The sequence below is a fragment of the Enterococcus sp. DIV0187 genome, assembly GCF_051713785.1.
GTDB lineage: Bacteria > Bacillota > Bacilli > Lactobacillales > Enterococcaceae > Enterococcus_A > Enterococcus_A avium.
Window position 1 is genome coordinate 3,643,936 of the sequence record NZ_JBIOQO010000001.1, and the last position, 25,119, is coordinate 3,669,054.

25 protein-coding genes are annotated in these 25,119 nt (G+C 40.3%); 24 read left to right on the top strand and 1 reads right to left on the bottom strand.

Annotated elements, in window-relative coordinates:
• The first annotated feature begins 79 nt into the window (after positions 1 to 79).
• The 22 genes from IGI52_RS17770 to IGI52_RS17875 all read left to right on the top strand — a co-directional run bounded on the left by IGI52_RS17770 (position 80) and on the right by IGI52_RS17875 (position 22,954).
• Positions 80 to 1,684, top strand: coding sequence for an ABC transporter substrate-binding protein (locus IGI52_RS17770; RefSeq protein WP_216407708.1), 1,605 nt, complete (start codon positions 80 to 82; stop codon positions 1,682 to 1,684).
• 24 nt (positions 1,685 to 1,708) lie between these two features.
• Positions 1,709 to 2,731 carry an ABC transporter permease gene (locus IGI52_RS17775; protein ID WP_016181005.1) on the top strand — a complete coding sequence of 341 codons (1,023 nt, stop codon included), beginning with the start codon at positions 1,709 to 1,711 and terminating at the stop codon, positions 2,729 to 2,731.
• Positions 2,731 to 3,558 (top strand): ABC transporter permease, encoded by an 828-nt coding sequence (locus tag IGI52_RS17780; protein WP_438781966.1) that lies wholly within the window; start codon positions 2,731 to 2,733, stop codon positions 3,556 to 3,558. The genes IGI52_RS17775 and IGI52_RS17780 overlap by 1 nt, the downstream gene beginning before the upstream one ends.
• Before the next feature lie 262 nt (positions 3,559 to 3,820).
• Entirely contained in the window at positions 3,821 to 4,864 is a 1,044-nt protein-coding gene (locus IGI52_RS17785) for a serine hydrolase (protein WP_438781967.1), read from the top strand.
• A 336-nt stretch (positions 4,865 to 5,200) separates the two neighbouring features.
• The gene (locus IGI52_RS17790; RefSeq protein ID WP_438781968.1) at positions 5,201 to 5,623 is read left to right on the top strand and encodes a PTS sugar transporter subunit IIA; all 423 of its coding nucleotides are present in this window, start codon (positions 5,201 to 5,203) and stop codon (positions 5,621 to 5,623) included.
• A 2-nt stretch (positions 5,624 to 5,625) separates the two neighbouring features.
• Positions 5,626 to 6,099 carry a PTS system mannose/fructose/N-acetylgalactosamine-transporter subunit IIB gene (locus IGI52_RS17795; protein WP_438781969.1) on the top strand — a complete coding sequence of 158 codons (474 nt, stop codon included), beginning with the start codon at positions 5,626 to 5,628 and terminating at the stop codon, positions 6,097 to 6,099.
• A gap of 12 nt (positions 6,100 to 6,111) precedes the next feature.
• Positions 6,112 to 6,879, top strand: coding sequence for a PTS mannose/fructose/sorbose/N-acetylgalactosamine transporter subunit IIC (locus tag IGI52_RS17800; protein WP_438781970.1), 768 nt, complete (start codon positions 6,112 to 6,114; stop codon positions 6,877 to 6,879).
• Between the two features lie 11 nt (positions 6,880 to 6,890).
• A complete protein-coding gene (locus IGI52_RS17805) occupies positions 6,891 to 7,739 on the top strand; it encodes a PTS system mannose/fructose/sorbose family transporter subunit IID (protein ID WP_216407694.1) in 849 nt (282 codons plus the stop codon).
• A 25-nt stretch (positions 7,740 to 7,764) separates the two neighbouring features.
• Positions 7,765 to 8,799, top strand: a complete 1,035-nt coding sequence (locus IGI52_RS17810) for a zinc-dependent alcohol dehydrogenase (RefSeq protein WP_438781971.1) — start codon at positions 7,765 to 7,767, stop codon at positions 8,797 to 8,799.
• A gap of 189 nt (positions 8,800 to 8,988) precedes the next feature.
• The gene (locus IGI52_RS17815) at positions 8,989 to 9,699 is read left to right on the top strand and encodes a GntR family transcriptional regulator (protein ID WP_438781972.1); all 711 of its coding nucleotides are present in this window, start codon (positions 8,989 to 8,991) and stop codon (positions 9,697 to 9,699) included.
• A gap of 17 nt (positions 9,700 to 9,716) precedes the next feature.
• Positions 9,717 to 10,592, top strand: a complete 876-nt coding sequence (locus IGI52_RS17820) for a class II fructose-bisphosphate aldolase (RefSeq protein WP_438781973.1) — start codon at positions 9,717 to 9,719, stop codon at positions 10,590 to 10,592.
• 32 nt (positions 10,593 to 10,624) lie between these two features.
• On the top strand, positions 10,625 to 11,302 hold the full coding sequence (locus IGI52_RS17825) for a ribulose-phosphate 3-epimerase (RefSeq protein WP_438781974.1): 678 nt from the start codon (positions 10,625 to 10,627) through the stop codon (positions 11,300 to 11,302).
• A 131-nt stretch (positions 11,303 to 11,433) separates the two neighbouring features.
• Positions 11,434 to 12,129 carry an N-acetylmannosamine-6-phosphate 2-epimerase gene (locus tag IGI52_RS17830; RefSeq protein WP_438781975.1) on the top strand — a complete coding sequence of 232 codons (696 nt, stop codon included), beginning with the start codon at positions 11,434 to 11,436 and terminating at the stop codon, positions 12,127 to 12,129.
• Between the two features lie 215 nt (positions 12,130 to 12,344).
• Complete coding sequence (locus IGI52_RS17835) at positions 12,345 to 12,782, top strand: MarR family winged helix-turn-helix transcriptional regulator (protein WP_438781976.1); 438 nt, start codon at positions 12,345 to 12,347, stop codon at positions 12,780 to 12,782.
• Complete coding sequence (locus IGI52_RS17840) at positions 12,775 to 13,848, top strand: zinc-binding alcohol dehydrogenase family protein (protein ID WP_438781977.1); 1,074 nt, start codon at positions 12,775 to 12,777, stop codon at positions 13,846 to 13,848. Before IGI52_RS17835 ends, IGI52_RS17840 begins: the two co-directional genes overlap by 8 nt.
• A gap of 223 nt (positions 13,849 to 14,071) precedes the next feature.
• On the top strand, positions 14,072 to 16,069 hold the full coding sequence (locus IGI52_RS17845) for a HelD family protein (protein WP_438781978.1): 1,998 nt from the start codon (positions 14,072 to 14,074) through the stop codon (positions 16,067 to 16,069).
• Between the two features lie 5 nt (positions 16,070 to 16,074).
• Positions 16,075 to 16,896: a helix-turn-helix transcriptional regulator gene (locus tag IGI52_RS17850; RefSeq protein ID WP_438781979.1), complete on the top strand. Its 822-nt coding sequence runs from the start codon at positions 16,075 to 16,077 to the stop codon at positions 16,894 to 16,896.
• Between the two features lie 405 nt (positions 16,897 to 17,301).
• Positions 17,302 to 19,443 (top strand): hypothetical protein, encoded by a 2,142-nt coding sequence (locus IGI52_RS17855; protein ID WP_438781980.1) that lies wholly within the window; start codon positions 17,302 to 17,304, stop codon positions 19,441 to 19,443.
• Between the two features lie 5 nt (positions 19,444 to 19,448).
• On the top strand, positions 19,449 to 19,973 hold the full coding sequence (locus IGI52_RS17860) for a hypothetical protein (RefSeq protein WP_438781981.1): 525 nt from the start codon (positions 19,449 to 19,451) through the stop codon (positions 19,971 to 19,973).
• A 28-nt stretch (positions 19,974 to 20,001) separates the two neighbouring features.
• Entirely contained in the window at positions 20,002 to 20,625 is a 624-nt protein-coding gene (locus IGI52_RS17865) for a hypothetical protein (protein ID WP_438781982.1), read from the top strand.
• A gap of 17 nt (positions 20,626 to 20,642) precedes the next feature.
• Entirely contained in the window at positions 20,643 to 20,858 is a 216-nt protein-coding gene (locus IGI52_RS17870; RefSeq protein ID WP_438781983.1) for an LPXTG cell wall anchor domain-containing protein, read from the top strand.
• Between the two features lie 434 nt (positions 20,859 to 21,292).
• Positions 21,293 to 22,954, top strand: a complete 1,662-nt coding sequence (locus IGI52_RS17875; protein ID WP_438781984.1) for an immunoglobulin-like domain-containing protein — start codon at positions 21,293 to 21,295, stop codon at positions 22,952 to 22,954.
• A gap of 51 nt (positions 22,955 to 23,005) precedes the next feature.
• Here the strand turns inward: IGI52_RS17875 and IGI52_RS17880 are convergent, their stop codons facing one another.
• The gene (locus tag IGI52_RS17880; RefSeq protein WP_216407664.1) at positions 23,006 to 23,734 is read right to left on the bottom strand and encodes a DNA alkylation repair protein; all 729 of its coding nucleotides are present in this window, start codon (positions 23,732 to 23,734) and stop codon (positions 23,006 to 23,008) included.
• 109 nt (positions 23,735 to 23,843) lie between these two features.
• Here IGI52_RS17880 and IGI52_RS17885 point away from each other — a divergent pair, with 109 nt between their 5' ends.
• Both IGI52_RS17885 and IGI52_RS17890 read left to right on the top strand, forming a co-directional pair.
• Positions 23,844 to 24,662: a helix-turn-helix domain-containing protein gene (locus tag IGI52_RS17885; RefSeq protein WP_438781985.1), complete on the top strand. Its 819-nt coding sequence runs from the start codon at positions 23,844 to 23,846 to the stop codon at positions 24,660 to 24,662.
• Positions 24,649 to 25,071: a DUF2000 domain-containing protein gene (locus IGI52_RS17890; protein WP_438781986.1), complete on the top strand. Its 423-nt coding sequence runs from the start codon at positions 24,649 to 24,651 to the stop codon at positions 25,069 to 25,071. Before IGI52_RS17885 ends, IGI52_RS17890 begins: the two co-directional genes overlap by 14 nt.
• Positions 25,072 to 25,119: the final 48 nt, after the last annotated feature.

Here is a 25,119-nt window from a genome sequence, read left to right on the forward strand (position 1 = left end):
GGTATACGGCGTTTTAATCAGATTTAATTTTTCCTAGGAAAAATTAAATACATTAGTAAAAACAAGGAGGAGCAAAGGTATGAAAAAAAGGAAGATGTTGTGGAGCGTCATTTGTCTGGCAATGTTGACACTCGCTGGTTGTGGCGGCGGTGGCGGTAGTACAGATGGGTCAAGCGAGGGTGGCGGCAGTGCAGATGGCGATAATACGTTGGTAGTCGGGATGGCATCTGATTTGAAGACTTTAGATCCTCATCATGGATATGAAGTATATGGAAACATGGTGTATTACGCGATGTATGATTATTTGTATCGGACCTATGAATCCTCGACACCAGAGCCTTCATTAGCAGAATCTCACGAAATGGATGATTCACAAAAAGTCCATACATTTAAAATCAAAGAAGGCGTGAAATTCTCCAGTGGAAATGAGTTAACTTCTAAAGACGTGAAGTTCAGTGTGATGCGGACCAAAAATCTGAAGAGTAACACGACTCACCATACGGAAAATGTGGAAAGCATTGAAACACCGGATGATTATACGGTGAAATTCACATTGAAAGAACCAGATGCAGCTTTCTTAGTGAAATTAGCGAATAACTCGTTTGCCATCGTTGATTCAGAAGTTGTTAAAGAGCATGGCGGTACGGATGCGGAGGATGCTTCTTCGAAAGATACCGCTGAAAAATGGTTGAATTCAAACTCAGCAGGTTCAGGTGCCTATGTTTTGGACAAATGGAAACAAAACGAAGAACTTAGTTTAACGAAGAACAAGGAATACTGGGGCGAAGTGAAAAATGATAAAGTCATTTGTAAAGAAATCCCAGATGTAAACACACAGATTCAAATGTTGAAACAAGGCGATATCGATATTGCTTTAGGTATCGGTGTGGATAATGTGTCGCAACTAAAAGACCAAGAAGGCGTGAAGATCAAAAACTATGTTGGTTCAACTACAACGTTCTTATTGATGAATCAAGATGAAGAAATTGGCGGACCAATGGCTAATCCTAAAGTTCAGGAAGCCGTTCGTAAAGCGATCAATTATAAAGAATTACTGAAAATCTCTGGCGATAAAGCTGTGTTGCCGCTTGATATTGTGCCAAAAGGATTTACTGGTGCTTTAGAAAAGGATGAAGATTATCAAGATCTTGATGAAGCAAAGAAATTGATGGAAGAAGCGGGCTACAAAGATGGCTTCGAAGTGAAATTCACAGTTGCCAACTTTGATACAGAAGGGATGTCTTGGACAACTCTTGGTCAAAAAATCAAAGACGATTTAGAAAAAATCGGCATCAATGCTAAGATTGAAACATCTGAGATCGGAGTCGTAATTGATTCTTACCGTGAAGGGAAAGAAGCCTTCTTACTGATGCATTGGCATCCAGATTATATGGAAATCAATAACCAGCTAGTCTTCTTACCAGGCGATACAGTCGGTGAGCGTGCGAAATGGACAGACACTTCAAATACGAAGATGGCAGAATTGAAGAAAACGATCCAAACAGAATCAGACGAAGACAAACGTGTAGCAGCATCAGAAGAGTTGCAAAAATTATTGGCAGATGACATGCCATATGCGTTCTTAGTTCAGCATCCGAAAGTATTGGCTTACCGTGATAACTTGAAGGGCGTTAATTACTACGAAGTACAAAAAATCAATTTCCAAGATGTTGGTATCAATTAACCAAAGGGCAAGGGGCAAAAGTGTATGAGAAATATGGCTAGATTTTTATTACGGCGCTTACTATTTGTTTGCTTTTTGATCATTGGGGTGACGTTCTTAGTATTCATGATCTCGCATCTCGTTCCCAGTGATCCGATTGCATCCAATATGAGTCCAAATGCGATGAGCGATCCTGCAGCCGTGGCGGCTTACAAAGCGCGCTGGGGTTTGGACAAGCCGCTAATGGAACAATACTTTATTTATCTAAGTAATTTGTTGCGGGGAGATTTAGGAACTTCGATTCGCACCGGTAATCCTGTTATCAGTGATTTGAAACAGTTTTTCCCTGCGACTTTAGAACTATCCATCATGGCGATGCTGATCGCTGTTCTATTCGGGATCACATTTGGAATCATCTCAGCAGTCTATCGCAACAAGCCGTTTGATTATCTAGTTCGTACGATCTCAATCAGCGGGGTTTCGATCCCGAACTTTTGGTTCGCGCTAGTCATGTTGTTGCTGTTTTATTCCAAATGGCATTTGTTTCCTGGAGGCGGGCGAGTCAGTTCGCGAATATCGGCACCAACGGGAGGAACCGGACTTTATGTTTGGGATGCCTTAACCAGTGGCAATTGGGCGCTATTCAATGACGCGCTGTCCCATTTGATTTTGCCGGCAATCGTTCTTGGCTTCTTTACGATGGGGTTGATCTCACGGCAGACACGCTCGAATCTCTTGGAAGTTTCTTCATTAGACTATATTCGAACTGCTAAAGCGAAAGGACTTTCGCAGCGACAGATCGTCCTGCGCCATGCGTTAGGAAATGCCCTAATTCCTGTAATTACTGTTATGGGAATGGGCTTTAGTAACTTGTTAGGCGGAATGGTCTTTGTTGAAAAAATCTTTTCGTGGCCGGGAATAGGACAGTATGCTTATCTTTCAGCCACGACACTTGATTTTCCGGCAATCTGCGGCGTTTCATTATTGATCGCGATGATAAATGTGATACTGAATCTCGTGATTGACATTCTTTATGGGGTCATCGATCCGAGAGTGAGGTACAGCTAATGAAACGACTACTGAAGCAAAAAAACTTTTTATTCAAATTAGGAATCGTCATCTGCGTGTTATGGGTGCTCGTTGCAGTTCTTGCTCCGCTGATCGTACCGCGGAATCCCTTGGCACAAGATATGATGGAACGTTTTTTATCGCCAGGCTCAGCGGGACATTTCCTAGGAACAGATGAGCTAGGGCGCGATGTATTCTCGCGTGTGTTGATGGGAAGTCGTGTGTCGATTACTGCAGGTTTGGTGACGGTCTGTATTACGATCGTCATTGGCACGATTTACGGCGGGATCGCCGGCTATGTCGGCGGCATCATCGATGATATCATGATGCGTTTTGCGGAGTTGATTGCTGCATTCCCACCATTAGTTTTAGCGATGGTGATTGCTGCGGCTTTAGGCCCAAGTATCTTTAACTCAGTGCTGGCGATGACAATTATTTGGTGGCCCAACTATGCCCGATTAATGCGTAGTCTCGTCATCACCTTGAAGGAAAACGAGTACATTGTTGCCTCAAAGGTATTAGGAGCGAGTCATTTGCGCATCCTAGTCAAAGAAATTGTACCAAATGCGTTAGGCTCATTATTAGTTATGGCGACTCTGGATATTGGGAATGCCATTGTAACCTTCTCGGGGTTAAGCTTTTTAGGTTTAGGAACACAACCGCCAACACCTGAATGGGGTTCGATGGTATCTGATGGTGTGAGTAATATGAACTATTGGTGGATCTCAACTTTCCCAGGTGTCGCGATCTTTTCTATGTCAATTGGGGCCAACTTTGTTGGTGACGGATTACGCGATTACCTTGATCCAAAAATCAAAAATAAATAAACTAAGAAGTCTGTTCTATTTTCATAGGACAGGCTTCTTTGCGCAAAAAGTTAAAGTAATTGGGTGCACTGATTCGTAGGTATGATAAAAATACAGTCTAATATATTAACCAAGTTTAGAAATCCCTTAAAAAGTAAAGAATCCCTTCAGCAATAATGCTTAAAATTTATAAATCACATATTCTTTTCTAAAAGAAATTATTTTATAAATGAAATATGATAAACTAATTATTGAATGAAACGTAAGTACTGAAAGGGAGAAGGTGAAGGATTTGGGAAGACATACGGATCCAAATGAAAAATCTAAAGGAAAATATGTCGTGGTCGGTCTGGCGGCGCTTCTGTTGGCAGGTGGCGTTTATTTTGGGGTGACGCGCATTTTAAATAATACAGCTGAAAAACCAAAGGAAACAGTCACCGCGAAAGAAAGTCAATCATCATCAAAAGAGCAGCCTGCCGCAAGCAGTACAAAGAAAACAACTAAAAAGAGTTCTGAGAAGAAGGCTAAAAAGAAAAAAACAACGGAAACTTCAAAGAAAAAGACCAAGACCTCAAGTTCAAGTAAAAAGCAGGCAAGCGCTGAGAAAAAATCTGCTTCAAAGGCTAAAAAGAAAACCACCGCTAAACTAGATGCTTCAGAATTAACAAAAAGCGCGGGGAAAGTCTATTACGGTGTGCAATATTTAAAGACTAAGCAGGAGTTTTCTAGCAAGAATTCTGAACGAACGATCGCAGCGAATATCATTGAACTCTTCATTATGGATTATGCTCTGGCTCAAAAGGATGGCAATAATCAAGTGATTGAAGATAAACCGTTGAATGAGTGGTTAACGCCGATGATCCAACAAAATGATATCAATGCGACCAATGTTTTAATCGATCATTATGGGATGGGGAATATGAACAGCTATTTCAAGGATCAGGGATATGCTGATACATACATTGAACGTCGTATGGTGGATATTAATGTTCGAAGTACTGACAAGGACAACTATACTTCTTTAAATGACTGCATGAAATTACTGAAAAAAATCTATGACAGTCGTGATAAAGAACCACAAAAGACCATGTTAGATATTTTGAAAGGCCAAGTTATTCGCACAAAGATTCCTGCAAAATTGCCGGACAACATCCCCGTAGCAAATATTACGGGTGAACAGCAAAATGTTGAAAATGATATCGGGTTGGTTTTGACGGAAGATAATCCATTTGCGATTGTCGTACTGACCAATGAAACTTCAGATATCGTAAAAACTAGAACTGCAATCGCAGACTTTAGTTTAGCTGCGACGAAGATCAAGGAATAAAACAAATTTTTTTGAACAATTGAATAGGTAAGTGAGTCAGTTTTGCTTTGAGTATTAAAAGCAGAACTGACTTTTTTTGAACCATTGAAAAGTTACCATCTAACTAGCAGAGAATGTGAAAATCTTATTAGTTATAAAGCCAAATATACAAATAAAAGATATTTTTTTGAAAATGGATACGATTCTTTTGTTTGTATACAGAACTCATTTTCCGCTTTTTGAAAATGGTTTCAAAAAATTATTGACAAAAAAATGAAACGGATATATATTTGATTTGTGAATAGTGCCAATGGTTCTTTTTTAGAACCAAAGGCTTTTTGGAAGGAGAGGTTTTGTTTGATTGGTCTGTTAGTTGTTACTCATGGGGATTTAGGGAAGTCGCTGTTGAATTCAATTGCCATTATTGCTGGGGAAGTAAAGTGTTCTGCGTCCGTTGGTTTGTATCATGGAGATAGTCCTGTTCGACTGAAGGAGGAGATTCAGGAAAAAGTTGAAGCGTTGGATACTGGAGAAGGAGTGATTGTGTTAGTAGATTTTTATGGCGGAACTCCCGGAAATGAAGTAATGAAGCTTTTAACAACAAACAAAATGAAAGTGCTTTCGGGCGTGAACATGGCGATGCTGTTGGAAATCGTGGTGAATCGTGAGTTTTCAACCGATATCGAGGCATTGGCTAAAACCGCGTTAGTCAGCGGCAAAGAAAGCCTTCAAGATTTGAACGAAGTATATAACAATTTAATCGCAAAGGCAGGGGATTAATAATGAGTATTGTATTAGCAAGAATTGATGATCGCTTGATTCATGGTCAGGTTATGACCTCATGGCTCAACTACACTGGGGCTAATCGAATTATTATTGTGGACGATGAAACAGCGAATGATACGTTTCTAAAGATGATCATGACATCTGTAGCGCCGGCGAATATCAAAACAGAAGTCTTTGGTATTTATGATGGTGTTGAAGCCATCAAGCAACTAGCAGCATCAGATAAGGTCATTCTTTTGGCAAAATCACCTGGGGCTTATGTTGAATTGATGGAGCAGGGCATCGCATTGGAAAAAGTAAATATTGGCGGCATGGGTGCAAAGGAAGGCCGAACAAAATTTTATAAAAATATTTCGGCTTCTTCAGAGGAGAAAGCCAGTCTCAAAAAGCTGATCGATCATGGGGCAACGGTCACCATTCAGATCATTGCAGAAGACAAAGCGATTGATGTAGCGAAACTATTAACTTAGGGAGGGGTATCAATGGAAATTTCTTTTATTCAAGCAATTTTAATTGGGGTTGTTTATTACCTAGGCGTAACAGGGACGCCTTGGCTCTCGTTATTAGGAAGCATTTCCTTCATGCAGAAGCCTTTGGGCGCTGGAACAGTTGTAGGAATTATTTTAGGAGACCCCGTTCAGGGTGTGATTATTGGTGCAGCGATCCAATTGCCTTATATTGCGTTCATTTCGGCTGGCGGGACAGCACCGGTTGATCCTGGATTAGCAGGGACTTTGGGAACAGCGTTAGCGATCGCTTCGGGAGCTGACCCGCAAACGGCTGTAACTTTGGCTATGCCTATCGGACTATTAGGAACCGTCATCTGGGTGGCTCATATGACGATTGATGTTTTCTTTGTTCATATGGCGGATAAAGCAGCTGATGAAGGAAATCTGGATCGGATCAATTTTTTACATGTGGTACCACCGCAGATCATTCTGTTTCTGATTAGTGTCATCCCAGTTACCTTAGCAGCCTATTATGGTGCAGGAGCGGTCACAACGATTCTCGGGTATTTAGAAGGAACGCCGCTGCACGTGCTCCAAGTAATCGGCGGGTTATTACCAGCGCTGGGAATCGCGATGAATTTGCGTTCGATCAATCGGCCGAATACCATGCTGTTTTTCATTTTAGGGTTTGTGATGTCGATCTACATGGGGTTGGATGTTATCGTCATTGCTGTTTTAGGTGCGATTATTGCGTATCTTTACACCATCACACCTAGAAATGAAATCGGCGGTTTTAGTTAGGAGGAAAAAAGATGGAGCAATCATTAGAAAATGAAGTTCAAAAACCAAAAAAGGAATTATCAAAAAAGGATGTCACTCGCTCCTTTTGGCGTTGGACTTTTTTCAGTCACGCGAATTATAACTACGAACGACTGGAAGCAACGGGACTCGTTCATTCTCTGAGTCCGATTATTAAAAAGCTTTATGCCGATGATCCAGAAGAATATCGAAATGCATTGAAGAGACACATGGCGTTCTTTAATACGGAACCGCATTTCGGTGGAATTATTTGCGGGATGGTCATTGCAATGGAGGAGGACCGGGCAAATGGCGCCCCGATCACGGATGATGCCATCAATGGGATCAAGACAGGTTTGATGGGACCTTTTGCCGGGATCGGCGACACCTTATGGCAGGGGACATTGACGCCTATCTTGCTGGCCTTCGGTGTCAGTCTTGGTGCTGAAGGAAACCTGATGGGACCCGTTGTTTATGGATTATTAATGTTCGGTATCATGTTTTCACTTGCTTATTTTGTCTGGATGCAGGGATACAAGATGGGGAAAGCCGGGATCGAAAAAATCCTCAGCAGCAATATTCTACAGTATTTGATCACCGGAGCATCGGCAATGGGAGCGATTGTTTTGGGCGCCTTGACGGCCAATTTCGTCTCTGTTTCTTCTCCGTTTGTGATCAAGGTCGGTGCCGTGAAGCTCGGGCTGCAGGAAGATATTCTAGATAAATTATTCAAAGGAATCCTGCCTCTGGGAATCACTTTACTGACGCTGTATCTGCTTAAAAATAGAAAAATGAAGTCGACGAGGGTGATGCTGATTTTAGTGGCTATTGGTGTGCTGTTTGGCGCATTCAATATATTCTAGGCAATCGTTAGGAAGGGGACAGAAAATGAAGACAGCAGTTTTTTATGGAATCAAGGATTTGCGAATTGAGGAGTGTCAATTACCGGAGGTTTCAGAAAATAAAATTCTGATAAAAATTGAGACCTGCGCGCTTTGTACTTGGGAGCAGCGGGTATATACGGGGGTAAAAAAAGTCGAATATCCGTTCATCGGAGGACATGAGATCGCAGCAGAGATTGTGGCGCTAGGAAATAAAATTGATCCGACGAAATGGCAGATTGGCGATAAAGTCGTTTTCGGCACAAACCTCGCTTGTGGGGACTGTGATTTTTGTAAGAGCGGTGAGGAACAGAACTGTATCGATTTCAATCACAGTAAGCATCTAGAAGGACTTCCGCACAAGGGGATGGGGGGATTATCAGAGTATATGCTGGTAGAGCCGAAGCATCTTTTTCATTATTTTGGCGTAACGCCTGAAGAAGCGGCTTTAACCGAACCGTTGTCATGCGTGGTTCATAGCTGCGAGACCGCGGATATCCAATATGGGGATTTTGTGGTGGTCATCGGCTGTGGCATCATGGGCTTGCTGCACGTTGCGTTGGCAGTGAAAAGCGGCGCACGCGTTCTTGCTTGCGATTTAAATCCAGAGCGATTGGCACTGGCAAAAAAAATTGGCGCTCACTATATCGTTGATTCTTCTAAAGAAAATCTTTCGGCAAAGGTCAAAGAAATCAGCCGCAATTTAGGAGCGAATGTAGTCTTTGATACAACTCCGATTCATAGCGTAGCGGAAGAAGTGGTGGAATTGGTGTCGAATACTGGTAAAGTGATCCTTTATTCATCCTTCTATCCAGACGAACCCGTTAGCTTTAGTCCCGACAAGCTGCATAAAGGCGGCTATTCCATCGCTGGAACAGCTAATTCGAACAGTCGTGATTTTGTTCGGGCATCCAGAATGATCAGCGAACGGGTAATAGACATGCGCCCATTTATCAGCGAAATCGTTTCATTTGAAGAAATCGTGAAGGGATTTGAATCCGCGATCAAAGGGGATAAATATCGTGTGGTAGTAAGATTTTAAGCTGTAAAACAAAAAAAGTAACATCGGCAACTATAGTATGGTAGGTAGTTGTATAAAAAATCAGTTATAATCAATAGTGAAAATCCAATTGATCGAATAATAATTTATTATGTAGCTGCCTGTCTGTTTTGATAGAAATCTTTAGGATCTCCCTATCCAAGACAAGACGAGTGAAGGGAGGATTATAAAGTGGAAGAGTTTATTCCAAAGTATAAAAAAATCAGTGATGATATTCAAAATTTAGCCAAAGTGTTGAGCGGACAAGGAAAACCGCTTCCCAGTGAACGAAAGCTATCAGAAAGTTTCAATGTGAGCAGGACAACAATCAAGCGTGCGTTAGAGTCACTGGAAAGACAAGGCATTGTTACTTATATAGAAGGAAAAGGGTATATTATTCCCAATCGAGATGTCAAGATTGTTTCGAGTATGCATATTTCTGGGTTTTATGAGGACATTGTTTCACGTAAAAAGAAAATCAGCTCTAAAGTGCTGAAGAAAAACGTGATCCAAGCAGATCAAAAATTAAGTAGAGAGCTTAAGATAGCGGAAAATGAGTACGTTTTCTATCTTTTGCGTTTACGGAGTGTCGACGGCGCGGTCTATTCTTTATCAGAAAGCTTCATTCCCCTCAATCGCTGTCCAGAGATCGGTTCCTTTGATTTAACAGATAAATCGCTTTGGAAGGTTTTAAATCAATTTGAAATCTTTCCAGAAATCGTCAGTCAACGGGTAAGTGCTCGAATGGCGAATTATTCAGAAATAGAATATTTGAACATTTCTAATCCTGCTGTGGTCATGGTCGTAAATAACATGGCTTATTGGGAAGGGAAGCCGATTGAACTTTCCTATGTCTATACCGATGTTTTCTCAACAAATCTTGAATATCGTTTTAGTAAATAAAACGAGGAGGAAGATTCATGTTAGTAACATTGAACGAACTGTTAAAAGATGCGAAGGAAGGAAAGTATGCGGTCGGAGCCTTTAACGTACCGAATCTTGAAGCAATCCGCGGTGTGATTCAAGCAGCTGAAGAACTGGGTTCCCCGGTTATTTTGCAGCATGCCGAGGTTCATGAAAATCTGATTGGGTTGGAAGAGATCGGGCCGATCATGCTGCAATATGCTAAAGCGGCGAAGGTTCCAGTAGCGGTACATTTGGATCATGGAGCCTCCTATGAAATGTGCGTTAAGGCGATTCGCTTAGGTTTCACCTCGGTGATGTATGATGCCTCCAGCAAGGAATACGAGGTGAATCTAGAAGAAACGAAGGAAATTGTCAAAATCGCTCATGCGGCTGGCGTGAGTGTTGAAGCCGAGCTAGGACATATTTTCACCTCAGCTGTCGGCGGCGGTGAGGGCAGAGGCTCTGATTCAAGTGAAGATTACGAAGACTTAGAGGATGTTTACACTGATCCTGATTTAGCCAAAGCATTTGTTGAAGAGACCGGTGTCGATTGTTTGGCGATTGGTTTTGGTACTGTTCATGGGATTTATTTGAAGGAGCCGAAGCTTGATTTAAATCGAATCCTGCAAATCAAAGAAAAAATTGATGTGCCTTTCGTCATGCATGGCGGTTCAGGTGTTTCAGAAGAAAATTATCGAACCGCCATCAAAAACGGCATCTGTAAAATCAACTATTATACCTACATGAATAAAGCTGCTGGCAAGGCTGTTCAGGAATGCTTGGAAAAGAATTCAGGCGATTCTGTTTTCTTCGATGAGCTTTCGCTAAGTGCCACCGCAGCAATGAAGGATAATGTAAAAGCAGCGATGGAGATTTTTATGAAGCCGTAGCTTTTAGTGTAATCATTGATGGAGGAGCGGAAATGGAAAAAATCGCAGCATCAATCATGTGTGGAAATCAACTAGCATTAGGACAAGAATTGCAGGATTTGGAGGCAGCCGGAATCGATTGGCTGCATTGCGATGTGATGGATGGTGTTTATGTCAACAACTTGGCGATGGCGCCTTATGTCTTAGAACCGATCATTCAGACAGGAAAATTCACTACTGATGTTCATTTGGCCTGTGTTGATCCAGAGAAATACTTTGAAATGTTTGCCCCACTGGCACCTGACTATCTGACGTTTCATATCGAGACGACAAAGGAACCGGCAACACTATTGAAGAAGATTCATGACAAAGGGATCAAAGCTGGGATTGCGCTCAATCCTGAGACGCCGATCGAAATGCTTTTTCCTTACCTTGATTCCATCGAACTGATTCTTGTAATGACCGTTAATCCAGGATTCGCAGGACAAAAGTTTCAGTTAAAGGTTTTGGAGAAACTCAAACGCTTGAATCGTCAGCTGGAAACGAGGCCAATCAAACCGCTGATAGAAGTGGATGGCAATATCAATTCAGTGACGGCTCCAGCGATCAGCAAATATGGCGCGAACCTTTATGTAGTGGGAACCTCTGCCTTATTCAATGAAGAAGCAGGCTCTTACAGGGAGAAAGTCATAAAGCTGAAACAGAGTTTGGTTGCGATAGAAAAAGATTAATCACGTTCTCACCTTGAGATTTTTGAGGTGAGAACTTTTTTTGTCTATACAGATTTTTTTGGTCATGTTAATCTTTTAGTATTATTTGGATAATACGGGAATCATGTAAAGACTGGATTGGAGAGAAGTAAATGACTAGAGAAGAATTTTTGACCGTAATAAAAAATGGCTTAATCGTTTCCTGTCAGGCTTTACCGGGGGAACCATTATATAGTGAAAAAGGCGGAGTGATGCCGCTCTTAGCCTTAGCAGCAAAAGAAGGTGGCGCGGTAGCGATTCGGGCAAATTCTGTACGAGATATCCGGGAGATCAAAGCTGTGGTGGACCTGCCGATGATCGGCTTGATCAAAAAACAATATCCGCCAGAGGAACCCTTTATTACTGCTAGTATGCAGGAAGTCGATGCGCTAGTAGAAACAGGTGTGGAGGTGATCGCCTTGGACTGTACCCTGCGTAAACGTCACGATGGATTGACGATCAATCAATTCATTCAACAGATCAAGGAGAACTATCCGGATCAATTATTGATGGCGGACATCGCTACCTTTGAAGAAGGAATGAATGCTTTTGAAGCTGGCGCTGATTTTGTTGGGACGACATTAAGCGGGTACACAGCTGAGACAGCTACCCGAACAGCTCAGGGTCCAGATTATGAATTGATTGAAAAATTAGTCGAGGCCAACCTGCCTGTGATTGCTGAAGGACAGATCCATACACCGGAACAAGCGAAAAAGATTCAAGCCATGGGCGTGTGTGGAATCGTCGTAGGCGGCGCCATCACACGACCTAAGGAAATCACGGAACGCTTTGTAAAAGGTCTAAAATAATTCCGACAAATCGTAACGATTAAAAACAATAAGATTCACGAGAACGAGACGAGTAGTAAAGTCTCGTTTTTTTGTTCAATCGAAAGTATTCATATTTTCTCGATCATTTAGTGCTTCGGAATTTAGTTACAAAACGAAACTATTTTACAATAGAATAATTTTGTTTTATAATTATATAAAGAGATAAAGGACTATCGATTAGGAGGAAGTAGAGAATGGACGAATTAGTAAATGAGTTTTACTCAACGTACATAGCAATAAAAAATACGGAAGCGGTCAAAGAATTGAGAAAATATTCTGAAGGAAGAGCACTTGTACTCGTTTATTTATCTCAATACTTAGAAGGAGAGGTGCTGCCTAGTGAGATTAGTAAAGCCTGCAATTTGCCACCTGCCCGCATCACCACTTTTCTAAATGAATTAGAAAAAAGTGGTGAAATAGCTAGAAAACTAGATTTAGAAGATCGTAGAAAAGTTCGAGTAGTACTTACGGATAAGGGAGAAGCTCACGCAAAAAAAGTAGTAAAAACTATTCAATTGGCTATCAAAAAGATTATTAAGCAAATGGGTGAAGAAAATGCCTCGTCACTAATTAAGAATATGGAGCAGGTACTTAGTGCGATCAATTCACTAAAGGAGAATGAAGATGAGTAATTATTCAAAGGATTCAATCATGAACGAAGCTTTGTGGTTGAAGAGTGCCTCTGCAAAATTCGAGGTTGCTAAAGCAGACTATCCACATCCAGGAAGCGAACAAATGACTGTGAAGGTTCATGCTCTAGGAATGAACGTTGTTGATGCTCTTCAAGGAATGCAGCGTAGACTGATCATGCCTTGGTTGAACTATCCAGCAATCGTAGGCGGAGATGTTTCAGGCGAAGTTGTCGAGGTTGGAAGTGAGGTCACCACGTTCAAGGTGGGTGATCGTGTGATGGGACTTGCTTTGGGAACCGAGAAAGAGGTAAATTCTTCAAAAGAAGGGGCCTTTCAGAATTATTGCCTGCTAAATGAAAAAATGACTTCGCCTATTCCCGCATTTATCGACTATTCAGCCGCTGCGGGGTTGCCCATCGCGTTATCAACCGCAGCTACAGGTTTATTTGAAAGGGAACATCTTGGTTTGAGACTTCCAAAGGTTGATCCAGTTAAACGTGATCAATTTGTTGTCATTTTAGGAGGCTCCTCCGCAGTTGGTAGTAACGCGATTCAGTTAGCCGCTGCCGCTGGCTACCGTGTGATCACCACTGCTTCTGCCAAGAATTTTGCTTATGTTAAATCACTTGGGGCTGAATTTGTGTTTGACTATCATGAGGCAAACGTAGAAGAAAAAATTGCTGATTGTCTTAGTGGTGCTCCTTTAAGCGGGATATTCGCTATTGTCCAAAATTCTCTTCAGTCTGCTCTAAAAATCCTTAAAGGGTCTACGACTAAAACGAAAATTGCCTGTGCACAACCAGCGCTATTAACTAAATTAGGATCATTGTTCAGAAATACACGCAATGTTCAACTATCTTCTATCTGGGGCAGCGATATACGAAATACTGAGGTGGGAACAGCGATCTTCAAAGAGTATTTGCCTGAAGCATTCAGTACGAAACAATTCGTTCCGGCTCCTAAAGTCCAAGTAATGGGAACAGAATTATCTTCAATCCCAACCGTTTTAAACGAATTGAAAAAAGGCGTTAGCGCGACCAAATATGTAGTGACATTGATAAACTAAAAATTTTCTAAATACTTAACGAATGATCTTTTACCCTTCATTTAAATAAATTTTCCAAAATAAACGGGATGCACAACAATGCATCTCGCTTTTTTCTTTCAACAATATCAAGTTTATTTATCTGAACGTATGTCTCTTAAAAAAGACCACAACATTGATGCAAAAAAAGTTCTACCTCTCATTTATACTATTTATTTGACCACAATTGTGAGAGGTGATTACGATGGACAGTTTAATGGAAGAGCAGCAGGAATGGCAAGCCATTCGTAAGGAGATTGAGGAAAAGGAAACCAGTCTTCAGCAGGAATTGCTTCATTTCTCAACGGAAACGCAGCAATTTCATCAGTATCTGGTTGATTATAAGGGAGAGATCGATCCTCATGAAATGTTTATCAATTCACGACTTTTAGATCAGCAGCAAGTAGCGGAGACGGTTAGCGGAAAACAATTGATTCGCTTGGAGAAACAAAAAAAGAATCCTTACTTCACTCGAGTGGATTTTGTTTATGACGGTGAACAGACAGCGGAAAAAATCTATGTAGGCTCTTTTTCATTTTCAACGAAGGAAGAGGGACTGTTGATCTATGATTGGCGAGCGCCAATTGCGAGTATTTTCTATGATTATGACTTAGGAGAAGCACATTTTCAAACGCCAGCAGGAACAGTCTCTGGTGACATTCAACGAAAACGGCAGATCAAGTTTAAGGATGGGGCAATCGATTATGTAGTGGAGTCTGACACGACAGTTTTTGATGAGGTGCTGCAAAATGAACTGCGGCAGCAAAAGGGCGGACAGATGTCGACCATCATCAGCACGATCCAAAAGGAGCAAAATCAAGTGATTCGCGATAGCCGCTCAAAGGATATGATCATCCAAGGAGTGGCAGGATCAGGTAAAACATCCATTGCGCTGCATCGTATCGCTTTTTTACTTTATCATTTTCGCAATCGTATTACGTCAGATCAAGTGATGATTCTTTCTCCCAATCGTACATTTAGCAGGTTTATCGCACAGGTGCTGCCTGAACTGGGTGAAGAGCCAGTGACTGAATGGACGATTGATGAGTTTGGACAAAGAATAGCTGGAACTGACAATGTTCCTTCTCGTTTTCAGGAAATTGAAATGCTCTATTTAGAAAAACAGCCGCAACTAAACGAACGAGTTCGATATCTCTCTACCAAGAAATGTGTTGCTGATTTGAAGACCTATCTTAAAGAAATCGAAAACTTCTCTCCACACCCGATCTTAATCGGTGATTACGAATACGATGCGGAGTTTATTCTTAAGCGATACAAGGCGTATCATAAGAAATCGATTTTTCAACGCTTTCAACTAATCGCAGAGGATATTTTGGAAAATCTGCGTGTCCGCCCATTTCAGCCAAAAAGAAAACCGACGAAAAAACAACTAGTCAGTCGTTTGAAGAAAATGTTCAACAATACCAATAGCACTAAACTTTATCAAAGTTTTTTAGCAGAGCAAGGATTTGAAATGCGAAAAGCCCTAAGCTACTCTGATTTATTCCCGATTATTTATATTCGACTATTTCTTGAAGGGGTGGATGAATTTTCAACGATTCGCTATTTGATTATCGATGAGATGCAGGACTACACACCGATCCAGTTTGAAGTATTCAAAAAAATGTTTACCTGTCCGGTATTGCTAATTGGTGATTTTACTCAGTCCTTGACTACGATCAATGAGATGCATTTATCCGACGTACAAAATTATTACCCAAGCGCCCAATCGATTTACCTGACAAAAAGCTATCGCTCGACCTATGAGATTATTTCCTGTGCGAAAAAAATTATTGGGGATCAAACGATTGAACCGGTTTTGCGCCATGGTAGGAAACCAGAAAAACGGATGGTTGGTTCTCAGTCGGAGGAAATATCAAGTATAATAGAATTAGTCGAACAGTTAAGAAAACAGGAATTAGCAACGATTGCTTTAATTACAAAGACCTTAGCACGAGCGCATGAATGGCGAGAGCTATTAGAAAGTCAAGGACTAGCCTGCGAAGTGTTGGCGGATGAATCGACAAGCTTACAGGAAAATCTATCCATTTGCCCCCTTGTTCAGTCGAAAGGTCTGGAGTTTGATGCGGTAATCGTGGTTGACGCAGACGAAGCAACATATCCTGGCTTATTAGGCAGAAAGCAATTATTCGTTGCCGCAACACGAGCGATGCACGCTCTTTATTTTCTTCAAAGGAAGTGAGATCAATGAATAATTCTCAGTTGGTAACCAGCATTACAGCGTATGTGGAGGAGCATCTTCATGAAAAGATGACACTGGAAGAACTAGCGAAGCAGCTTCACTATTCAAAATATTATCTGCTGCATGAATTCAAAGAGACGACTCATCAATCTCTTTATAACTATATCAAGCGCCGCCGATTGAATGAGGCTGCCAAAGGGTTACTTTATTCAGATCAGAGAATTCTTGAGATAGCGGTGCAACTGGGGTATCAGAGCCAGCAGGCCTTTACGAAAGCCTTCGAAGAGCTTTATAAGCTTACACCGAACCGTTTTCGTTTGCAGAAAAAGGATTTCTTCATTCAGGAACCTTTTATCGCAGCTGACTATCTGCTTTGGGTTGAAAAGCAAGATATTCAAATTCGCCAGGGGAAAATAAAGGAGCAAGAACTGATTCTTGCATTTGCTCAACTGATGCGAGGGGCCCTTCCTTACTTAGAGAAGGAGGCGTATCTTCATTCATTACATATGTTTATTAATGAAGGGAATTGTTATCTAGCTTGGGCAAAAGGACGAATTGTTGGATTACTGCTGCTTGACTCCAAGATGCAAAAAATCGAGAACCTCACAGTATTACCCACATGTTGGGAATTGGATCTAGAGAAAAAACTACTCACGAGTGTAATCAGTGAAAAAAGACCGCAGCTGCTTTATACGACAACCTTTAGGGAATCCGATAAATTGGATATTGGTTATCGGCAGCGACTATTAAATCTTGGCTTTCTGCCCAGCCAAAAAATTGTCGAGATTAATTATCCAACAGAAAAAATGATTCTTACCGTATCTTAAGAACAATAGAAAAGAAGTCTCTACTAGCTTGATCACATCAGATCAAGCTTTTTTTATTAATTTAACTTCAAAATACAATTTAATTTTAGTCAAATTTCTTCAAAAAAATATTTTTTAAGAACAAATGATCAAAAAAAGAGGGGATAATCGATCAGAAATTTAAAAAAAGCAGAAAATGTTTGAGTGTTATGGGCTTCTTTCAAATAATTTCAGAGGTAAAATCGCGATGATATTAATTGTAATTATTATTTATTTATATCTATTTTAAATAATTAATGATTAAAATCACAAATTTCAATGACAAGTGTTATTGAATATTTTGTTTTATTTTGAAATTGTTAATTGATTATTTTTTATTTATAGTACTACTATTGGCGAAGTTTTAAAATTTTTGGAGTCGATACAATGAATAAAAGATTATATATTAGTTTGATTTGTTTTTTTACAAGTTTAGGATTGTTTTTTACTAATTATGTTCAGGCAGAAACAAGGACTAGTGAGTCTTCATTTAATCAAAAGACAGAACAGAGTGCAACAATGACTGAAGATTCTGAAAAGGTTGAGAGCCAGCTACCAACTGATTTGGATACGACAAGTGTACCTACAGAATCTGTTGCCTCTCGAGCTCAGAACTATGAAGAATCATGGGCGATTGTAAGCACATTAAGTGAGTTGCAGCTCGCGTTAAAAAATAAGGAACCTTACATAAAATTAGCAGAATCTTCGGAAGTTTTTGTGATTGGCAATGCTGCTGCCACAATCACAGCCGATGTGGTGATTGATGGGAATAACCGTCAAATTTCTTATTACGGAGAACATGGATTCAACTCTACTACGGCAGGAATAACCATCACGCTACAAAATATGACCTTTGGCTCACCAGATTTTACAGTTCGAGCAGAGGGGCTTTATGGCATTATGCGAAGTGCTGCAAAGAGTGAATTACATATCACGAATGTCAATTATTTTTCCGATAAAATTGCTCAGCCTTTCTATTTTCGGCATTCTACAGGAAAAATCTATTTTCATGGAACCAATCTTTTTATGCAACAAAAAGTGGATGGTTCAATGGGAAGTGGTGAAGAGTTTGCTGAGTGCAATAATTTTGTATTTACTGCCGGTAGTCATACAAAAATTGTGCAGAATACTAGTGGGACGATCGGCTTATTTTGGCTGCCGGAAAACCCTAGCAGTATTACATTGGAGGAAGATGCCGTATTGGATGTCACTTCGAATCATAGCTTTAGCTACTCTGATGGAACAAACAATAGCCGTATTTCGTTAGGGAAAAATTCTAAATTACTTGTAACAGGCACGAATCCTGATAATGGCTATTTCTTCTATTTTGATAAACCAAGCTTCATTACTGTAGGAGAAGGTGCAGAATTTTCTATGAATTATCCCCGTAATATAAGAATTGCTGTAGGCAGTCAAATCAAATTTTTGCCGAATTCGATCGGAAATTTTAACGTGACTCATGATGAAACAGTTTTTGATCGGACAGTTGGACAAGGTTCTACATTTGAGATCGACAACACAAAACGTCTGCATTTTAAAGCGAAGGCTGGAAGTAATTTCAATCCAATTGGCTTCGCAAGTGTTTCGAATACCTTTTCATTCAACCAATTTGGAGCAGATACGAATGGGTACGAGATAGTTACGAATGAGGACACAGCTCCTTTAAAGCTGACGCCACAATTAGACCCAGGTGTTTGGACTATTCTGAAGGATATTACCCGAACCGTTGAACCGAAAACACCGGATTTCACAAACGAAGAAAAGACAATTCTTCAGAATGCTGAAAGTATAACGCTGAAGCGATTGAACCCTCCCATCGAATTACGAAAGGTTGATTATGAGGCTGGTGTCAATGAAGCAACATTTAACTTAGCAGAGTATCTATTACATGATAATGATGACTTAATTAGCCGCACGGAATTCAAACTATATGCGCAAAAATCAATTAATCCAGCAGCGGAGGGAGATGGATTCATCGAGCAGAAGCAGGCTGTTCATTTGGATGAATCTGTAGTTTTTTCGAAACTAAAGGAACAAACGGAATACTGGCTCTATGTCCGGATCAAAGCCGATCCTGATAGTCAATCGAGTGAGTGGTTGGAAGTCCCCTTCAAAACAACTCAGGAAATGCTTGATATTAATTTTCCTGTTGAGGTGGCTTTTTATACTGAAAAAGGACAGAACCAACAAGCGGTTCATGCAGCAGCAGAGTATTCGATTGATAACCACAGTTCTTTTCCAGTGAAGCTTCAAGCGACAGCTTTGCAGGAATTGTCAAATCCTTCAGGTATTCAGCTGCTATCTCAAGCGGTTGAAGGAAATCAAAAAGATTTGTTTCTGAATTTGACAGAGCAAGGTCAGAAATTAGGCGTTTTAACAAATTCATTACATGAAGCACCGTTATCATTTTCAGATTTAGCTGGGAAATCATCTACTAAGTTAGGATTTTCCGGAATCTATTACGGTGATGCAAGAACAGCGCAGAAAGTTCAGTATCAATTGACTTTGACTGCGGAAAGAAAGGAATAACCTTAGTGGAACAGGAAAAACAAAAAGATAAGAAAAAAAGGCTCGTAGTCTTACTCCTATTATTATTAACTTTGGCTGGAGTAGGCATCTATTTTTTTACTAAAGAAGAAGCGAAGCCGGTGTCAATTATAAGTGGTGAATTTTTACCGGATGACAAGGATGCTTCTAAAATCAGCAGTGCACAATTAAAGAAAATGGCCCAGGAAAAAGTTGACCGAAGTAAATTCAATATGGTGATTGCGCCAGAAGCGACTTTTGAAAGCAGCGATCAAGCTGGTGAATTGATTATCCAGAACCCAGCACATAATGCTTATCCAGTTAACGTAGAAATTACTCGTAACGACAATGGGGAATTGATCTATACATCAGGCGCTATCCGACCAGGATACGAGGTCAAGGAAGCCAAATTAGAAAAGAGATTATCAAAAGGAGATTATCCGGCAACCGCAAAATTCTCTTTATATGATGATAAAACCAAAGAAAAGAAAGGAGAGGTAGCAGCTAAAATTATGATTCACATCAAAAAATAAATTTAAAAAATGAATGGAGAAATGGGAAATGAAAAAAATTATTAGTGGACTATTACTAGGTAGTATTTTATTTGGCGGGGCAGCAAGTATTTATGCAGCAGAGGATGAGGTGAATGGGAAAAGTTCTGCATCAATTACCGTCAACGGCTCATTAGGGCAGGACAACGAGGATGAAAACGCACCAAATATTGATGAGAATTCTGACGATTGGATTAACGTTACGCTAGATACAGCCAATATTTTTTATACAACAAAAGAAACAGCGCATAAAACCATCGAATCACCTTATTATTCGATTAAGAATAATTCAGGCCGCGGGGTGAAGATTTCTGTTGCTGATTTTACTGTCACTTCTGGAAATTTAAACAACGTTGACGAATTAAAAATCAGCGGAAAAGATTACACAGCTGCTGATCAGGAGGTTGACTTGAAAGGTTCAGGAAGCAGAGCATTTTTAACCTTGGCAAATAATCAAGGGAAATTAAATGTAGAGACAGATCCTTATGGTGGCTATACGAATGACACATTATACCAATATTCTGGAACTACTAAAGATGAGTATTACAAAGAGAACGCTGAAAAGACAGCTCATGCGTTGACTTTAGCATTTGAAGCTTTAGATAAGAATGGAAATCCCATTGTAACGCCTTAAACTAAGGAGGCATTTATGTGGAAAGTGAGATTCAAGTCACTGGGCTATTAGGAACAGCAAAGGAGCAGACAATCATCTCTTCTCAAGAAAAACCAGATACAAAAATTGTCAATGTTCAAGTATCCACCAGTTATCCTAAAACAGGAGAACAATTTAATCCTTACTTATTTTTCTCAGGGATTTGTATACTATTATTGTTGCTGATTTTGAAAAAGCGGAAGACGGCTATTTAGAGCTGTTTTCCGCTTTTTGTTTGCTCTGATCTCGAAAACGATGACAAAAATTTTTAAGACAAAAAGCTTGTTTTGAAATTAAAGGTTGAACAAAGGAGTTTAATTATTAAATTTGTTTCTTGCGTAAATTTATTCTACTAGAAAAAGTAACGTTGTTTTTAATAAGGGAATCTTTATTTATTGTTTTTTAAAATAATATAAAATAAAAATAATGACGATTATTTAATATTGAAAACGTTGTTGATTCAATGATTTTTATATGGTATCGTTTGTAAGAAGTTACTATCATTTTTTTATAGCGGTTATTTTATAAGTGCTTTTAACAGGTTCGAAGGAATATAAAATAACGATTTTATTAAATGTGATTTGAGAGTAGCTTTAAAAAAGGGTTTAAGTTGAAATAAGTCTCTTGTAGAAGAGAGAAAGGGAAAAAAATGAAAAGAAAACAATTAACATGTGCAGCACTTGCGGGATTGTTAGTACCTGCCTTACTTGCTGCACCAACGGCACTTGCGACAGAAGAGTCTCAAACAGCAACTAGCGAAATGGAGAAAACTGTAGAGGAAGCAGCTAAAACTCAGCCAAGTATTGCTGCACCTGTGAAAGAAAATCCCACAGGTTCAAGCCAAAAAACTGAAGTACCCAACACAACAACTGAGAGTAGCCAAAACACTGGAAATACGGCAACGAAGCCAGCCACTGAAAACAGTACTGTGAACCCAGTTGAAAAGCCAAAAACAGAGACAGCTACAGCAGTTGAAGCAGAAAAAGAGACAAACACATCAACAGTGGAGACAGAGAAAAAAGAAGTGAAGCCGTTAGATGTAAATCCATTTCCACCAAATAACCCGACAGACACACACCCTGCGATCAATATTCTGCCAACCCAAAGTATTCGTAAGGGCAGCAGCTTTGATCCTAAGCAAGGTGTTAGTGCTAGCGATAAGACCGACGGGGATTTAACATCCCAGATTACAGTCACCGGAACAGTGGACACTAATACCGTTGGTGAATATCTTTTGACATATTCCGTGACGAATTCGCAAGGAAATACAGCTACTCAAAGTGCTATTATCCGAGTGATTGAAGATAATATCGGTATGTATGATCTTGAAATTGCAGATTTTAGTTTGCCAAAAGGTAGTGACTATATCCAAGCGATTCGTGAACGTGTTGTGGTTAGAAAACCTGACGGAAGTATCGTACCTACTGCCACAGCTAATATTGTAGTAGCTGGACATCATTCGACTGATAAGCCTGGAAAGCTTGCGGTTGAGATTTCGGTGCTCTCTGAATACAATACGATTACTAAAAAAGTCGTGAACATTACTATACTTGATACGAATGATACGATTCGGTTAGATGTGCAAGCCTCATTAAGCCTTGAGGTCGGTCAAGCGTTTGATCCTTACAGCTTTGCACAAGCACATGTGTTGAATGCGTTGGGCAAGGAAGATGCACTTACCAAAGCAAGTGCAGCAGGCGGTGTCGGTGTATGGGCGGAATCAACTGTCGATACAACGAAAGCCGGTAACTATAAAGTAACCTATACAGCATTAGCAGCATCAGGTGCGACAACTACGAAAACAATGGATGTTACAGTAAAAGAAAAAGCTGATAAACGTACACCAAACATTTTAGTTGAAAACAAAGTGATGTATGTCGGGGATAAATTAGATGAAGAAATGATCATGGCCTGGGCCAAAACAGAAAATTCAGCGGATACGATCGATGGTTTCAAAGTAACGAATGGCGAGATCAAAGTAAAAGTTGCGGACAATACGCTAGTTGAAGCTGGCGAGCACACTATTGAGTTTTACGCTTCTACACCAGAAGGTGAAACGAGTACTAAGACAATCACTTTGACTGTAAAAAATCGCTCGACAGAAGAGCCAACTAAAACAAACGATGAAACCAAAAATGTAGCAGGTACAGGAAATAATGTGACAAGTACTAAGACTGTTCCTACACGCACTCAAAGCAGCAAGCAGCTACCGAAAACCGGTGAAGAATCAAGTAGTTTATTGGTTACTATGATCGGTGGGATTATGGTACTTTTAGCCTTCGTAATGAAACGAGCAAAAAAAGTAAATTAATATGAGAAAGCTTCCTTCAATATTTTTGAAGGAAGCTTTTTGTGTCTATCGTTATTTTTGATTTCTGCGTCCGTGCTTGATGATCCATTCCTGTGCTTTTGTAGTAGGTGTTTTTTGCCATTCGCTAATAAGAAAGTCAGCTTTTTCCGGAGCATCTTTATAGAGATCATTGAGATTATTTCCGACACTTTTTTGTACAAATTTTTCAGGATCGTCCTTCAAATTTGTAAGAATTGCAGCATAACGATCAAATTCCTCCAAAGCGATATAGAGTTTTTCAGACCACGGCAGACGAGTTCGCACTCCTTCACAGGCTAGTCGACGCACGTGAACATTCGGATCGTTACTCCAGTCGATCAATTCATCCATCACTTCTTGCGGATGTTCTTTTAATAAAGGCCGGATCGCGTATTCACCAGTAAAACGTTTGGTCAATTCTTTCAAAAAAGCCAAAGAAGCTTTCCAATCTTTATTTCCATGTCGTTCCACATAACGACCGATCGGCCATAGCCACCAGCCAAAGCTGAACATTCCGGTTGATTGTTCTAACTCCGGTCCGAGAATCTGGTAGAAGGCTTGGAGATTTTCTCGATAGTCTGATCCAAGATTTGTTTCTAGCGCATCAACAATAAAATCAAAGCGGGCAAACAATTCCTTATCCTCCAGTTTGCCGATCAGAGAACTAGAAAAAGCTTCCTTATCAAAATCAGGCATGACTCGTGTCAATTTTTCTGATAGCTCTAAAATATATTGATCGTCGTAATGGTCTTTATGCTTCAAATGTATTCGCCTCCATTTTATCTTTGATTCGATCATACCATAAAGTCAATATCTTCCAAGCACTGCATCAGCCAACTTGTTACAATAGGAAAAGAAAGGGGGCGAGACATTGAATCAAAAAATTATTTGTTATGACGAGGATTTCGGGATTGAAGCCTATTCCTTTACTGGTGTATCGCAAAATTTTCCCAATCATTTCCACGATTACTATGTAGTCGGACTGATTGAAGAAGGTCGTCGAACGATGGTTGTAAATAATCAGCCTTATGCACTTGAACCGGGTGATTTGCTGACCTTTAATCCCTATGACAATCACAGCTGCGAAGGAATCGATGGTAGTCGACTTACTTATCATTGTATCAATCTTAAAAAGGAAATTTTTCAGCCCTTTACAGGAACGGAGCTGCCAAAATTTCTTGCACCGATGCAGAGTCAAACAGTGTTGGCTGAGGATTTTAGTCGATTGCATCAGCTACTCATGAATGAAGGCGATAAGTCTGAGAAAGAAACGCTGTTCATTTTACTGATTGAGGAACTTTTGCAGAACTACGCACAGGAAGCGCAGGATCAAATGCTGCCGGCACCAGAACCAATTGCTGTCATCTGTGAGTATCTAGAAGCTCATTACGACCAGAAGATCACGTTGGATCAGCTTTGTAAATTGGTTCATCTCAATAAGCATTCATTGGTTCGGCAGTTTACACGAGAAAAGGGCATTACACCCTATCGTTACCTCGAAACTTATCGGATCGTGAAAGCCAAGGAATTATTGGAGCAAGGCTGTAGCTTAATCGAGACTGCGGATCGGACTGGCTTTTATGATCAGAGCCACTTTACTAATTATTTCAGTCGCTTCATCGGCTTGACCCCTAATCAATATCGCAGCATTTTTGCGAAAGGAAATGAGGAAGAAGATGCCAGCAAATGAGTTAAAATGTGTCATGGTTGTAGATGAAACAATGCCTCAGGGAATTATTGCGAACAGTACGGCCGTTATGGGTGTAACGATTGGAAAATTATTTCCTGAAGTTGTTGGTCAGGATGTCATTGACCAGACCGGCTATCGTCATCAAGGAATCATCGAATTTCCGATCCCGATCTTAAAAGGCAATCGTGATTTTTTACGAGATATGCGAGAGCGTTTGTATGAACCGAATTTCGAACAACTAACAGTCGTCGATTTTTTTGATGTGGCCCAAGGCTGCAAAACTTACGTTGAGTATATCGAGAAAATGACCCAGGTTCCAGAATCTGCAATCGATTATTTTGGGTTAACGCTTTTTGGGAGTAAGAAGCAGGTTAATAAGCTAACGGGTAGCTTGCCTTTGTTGCGTTAAAAAGAAATTCTCAAACCAAATAATTCGTGCATTTTCATGTTTTTTTCA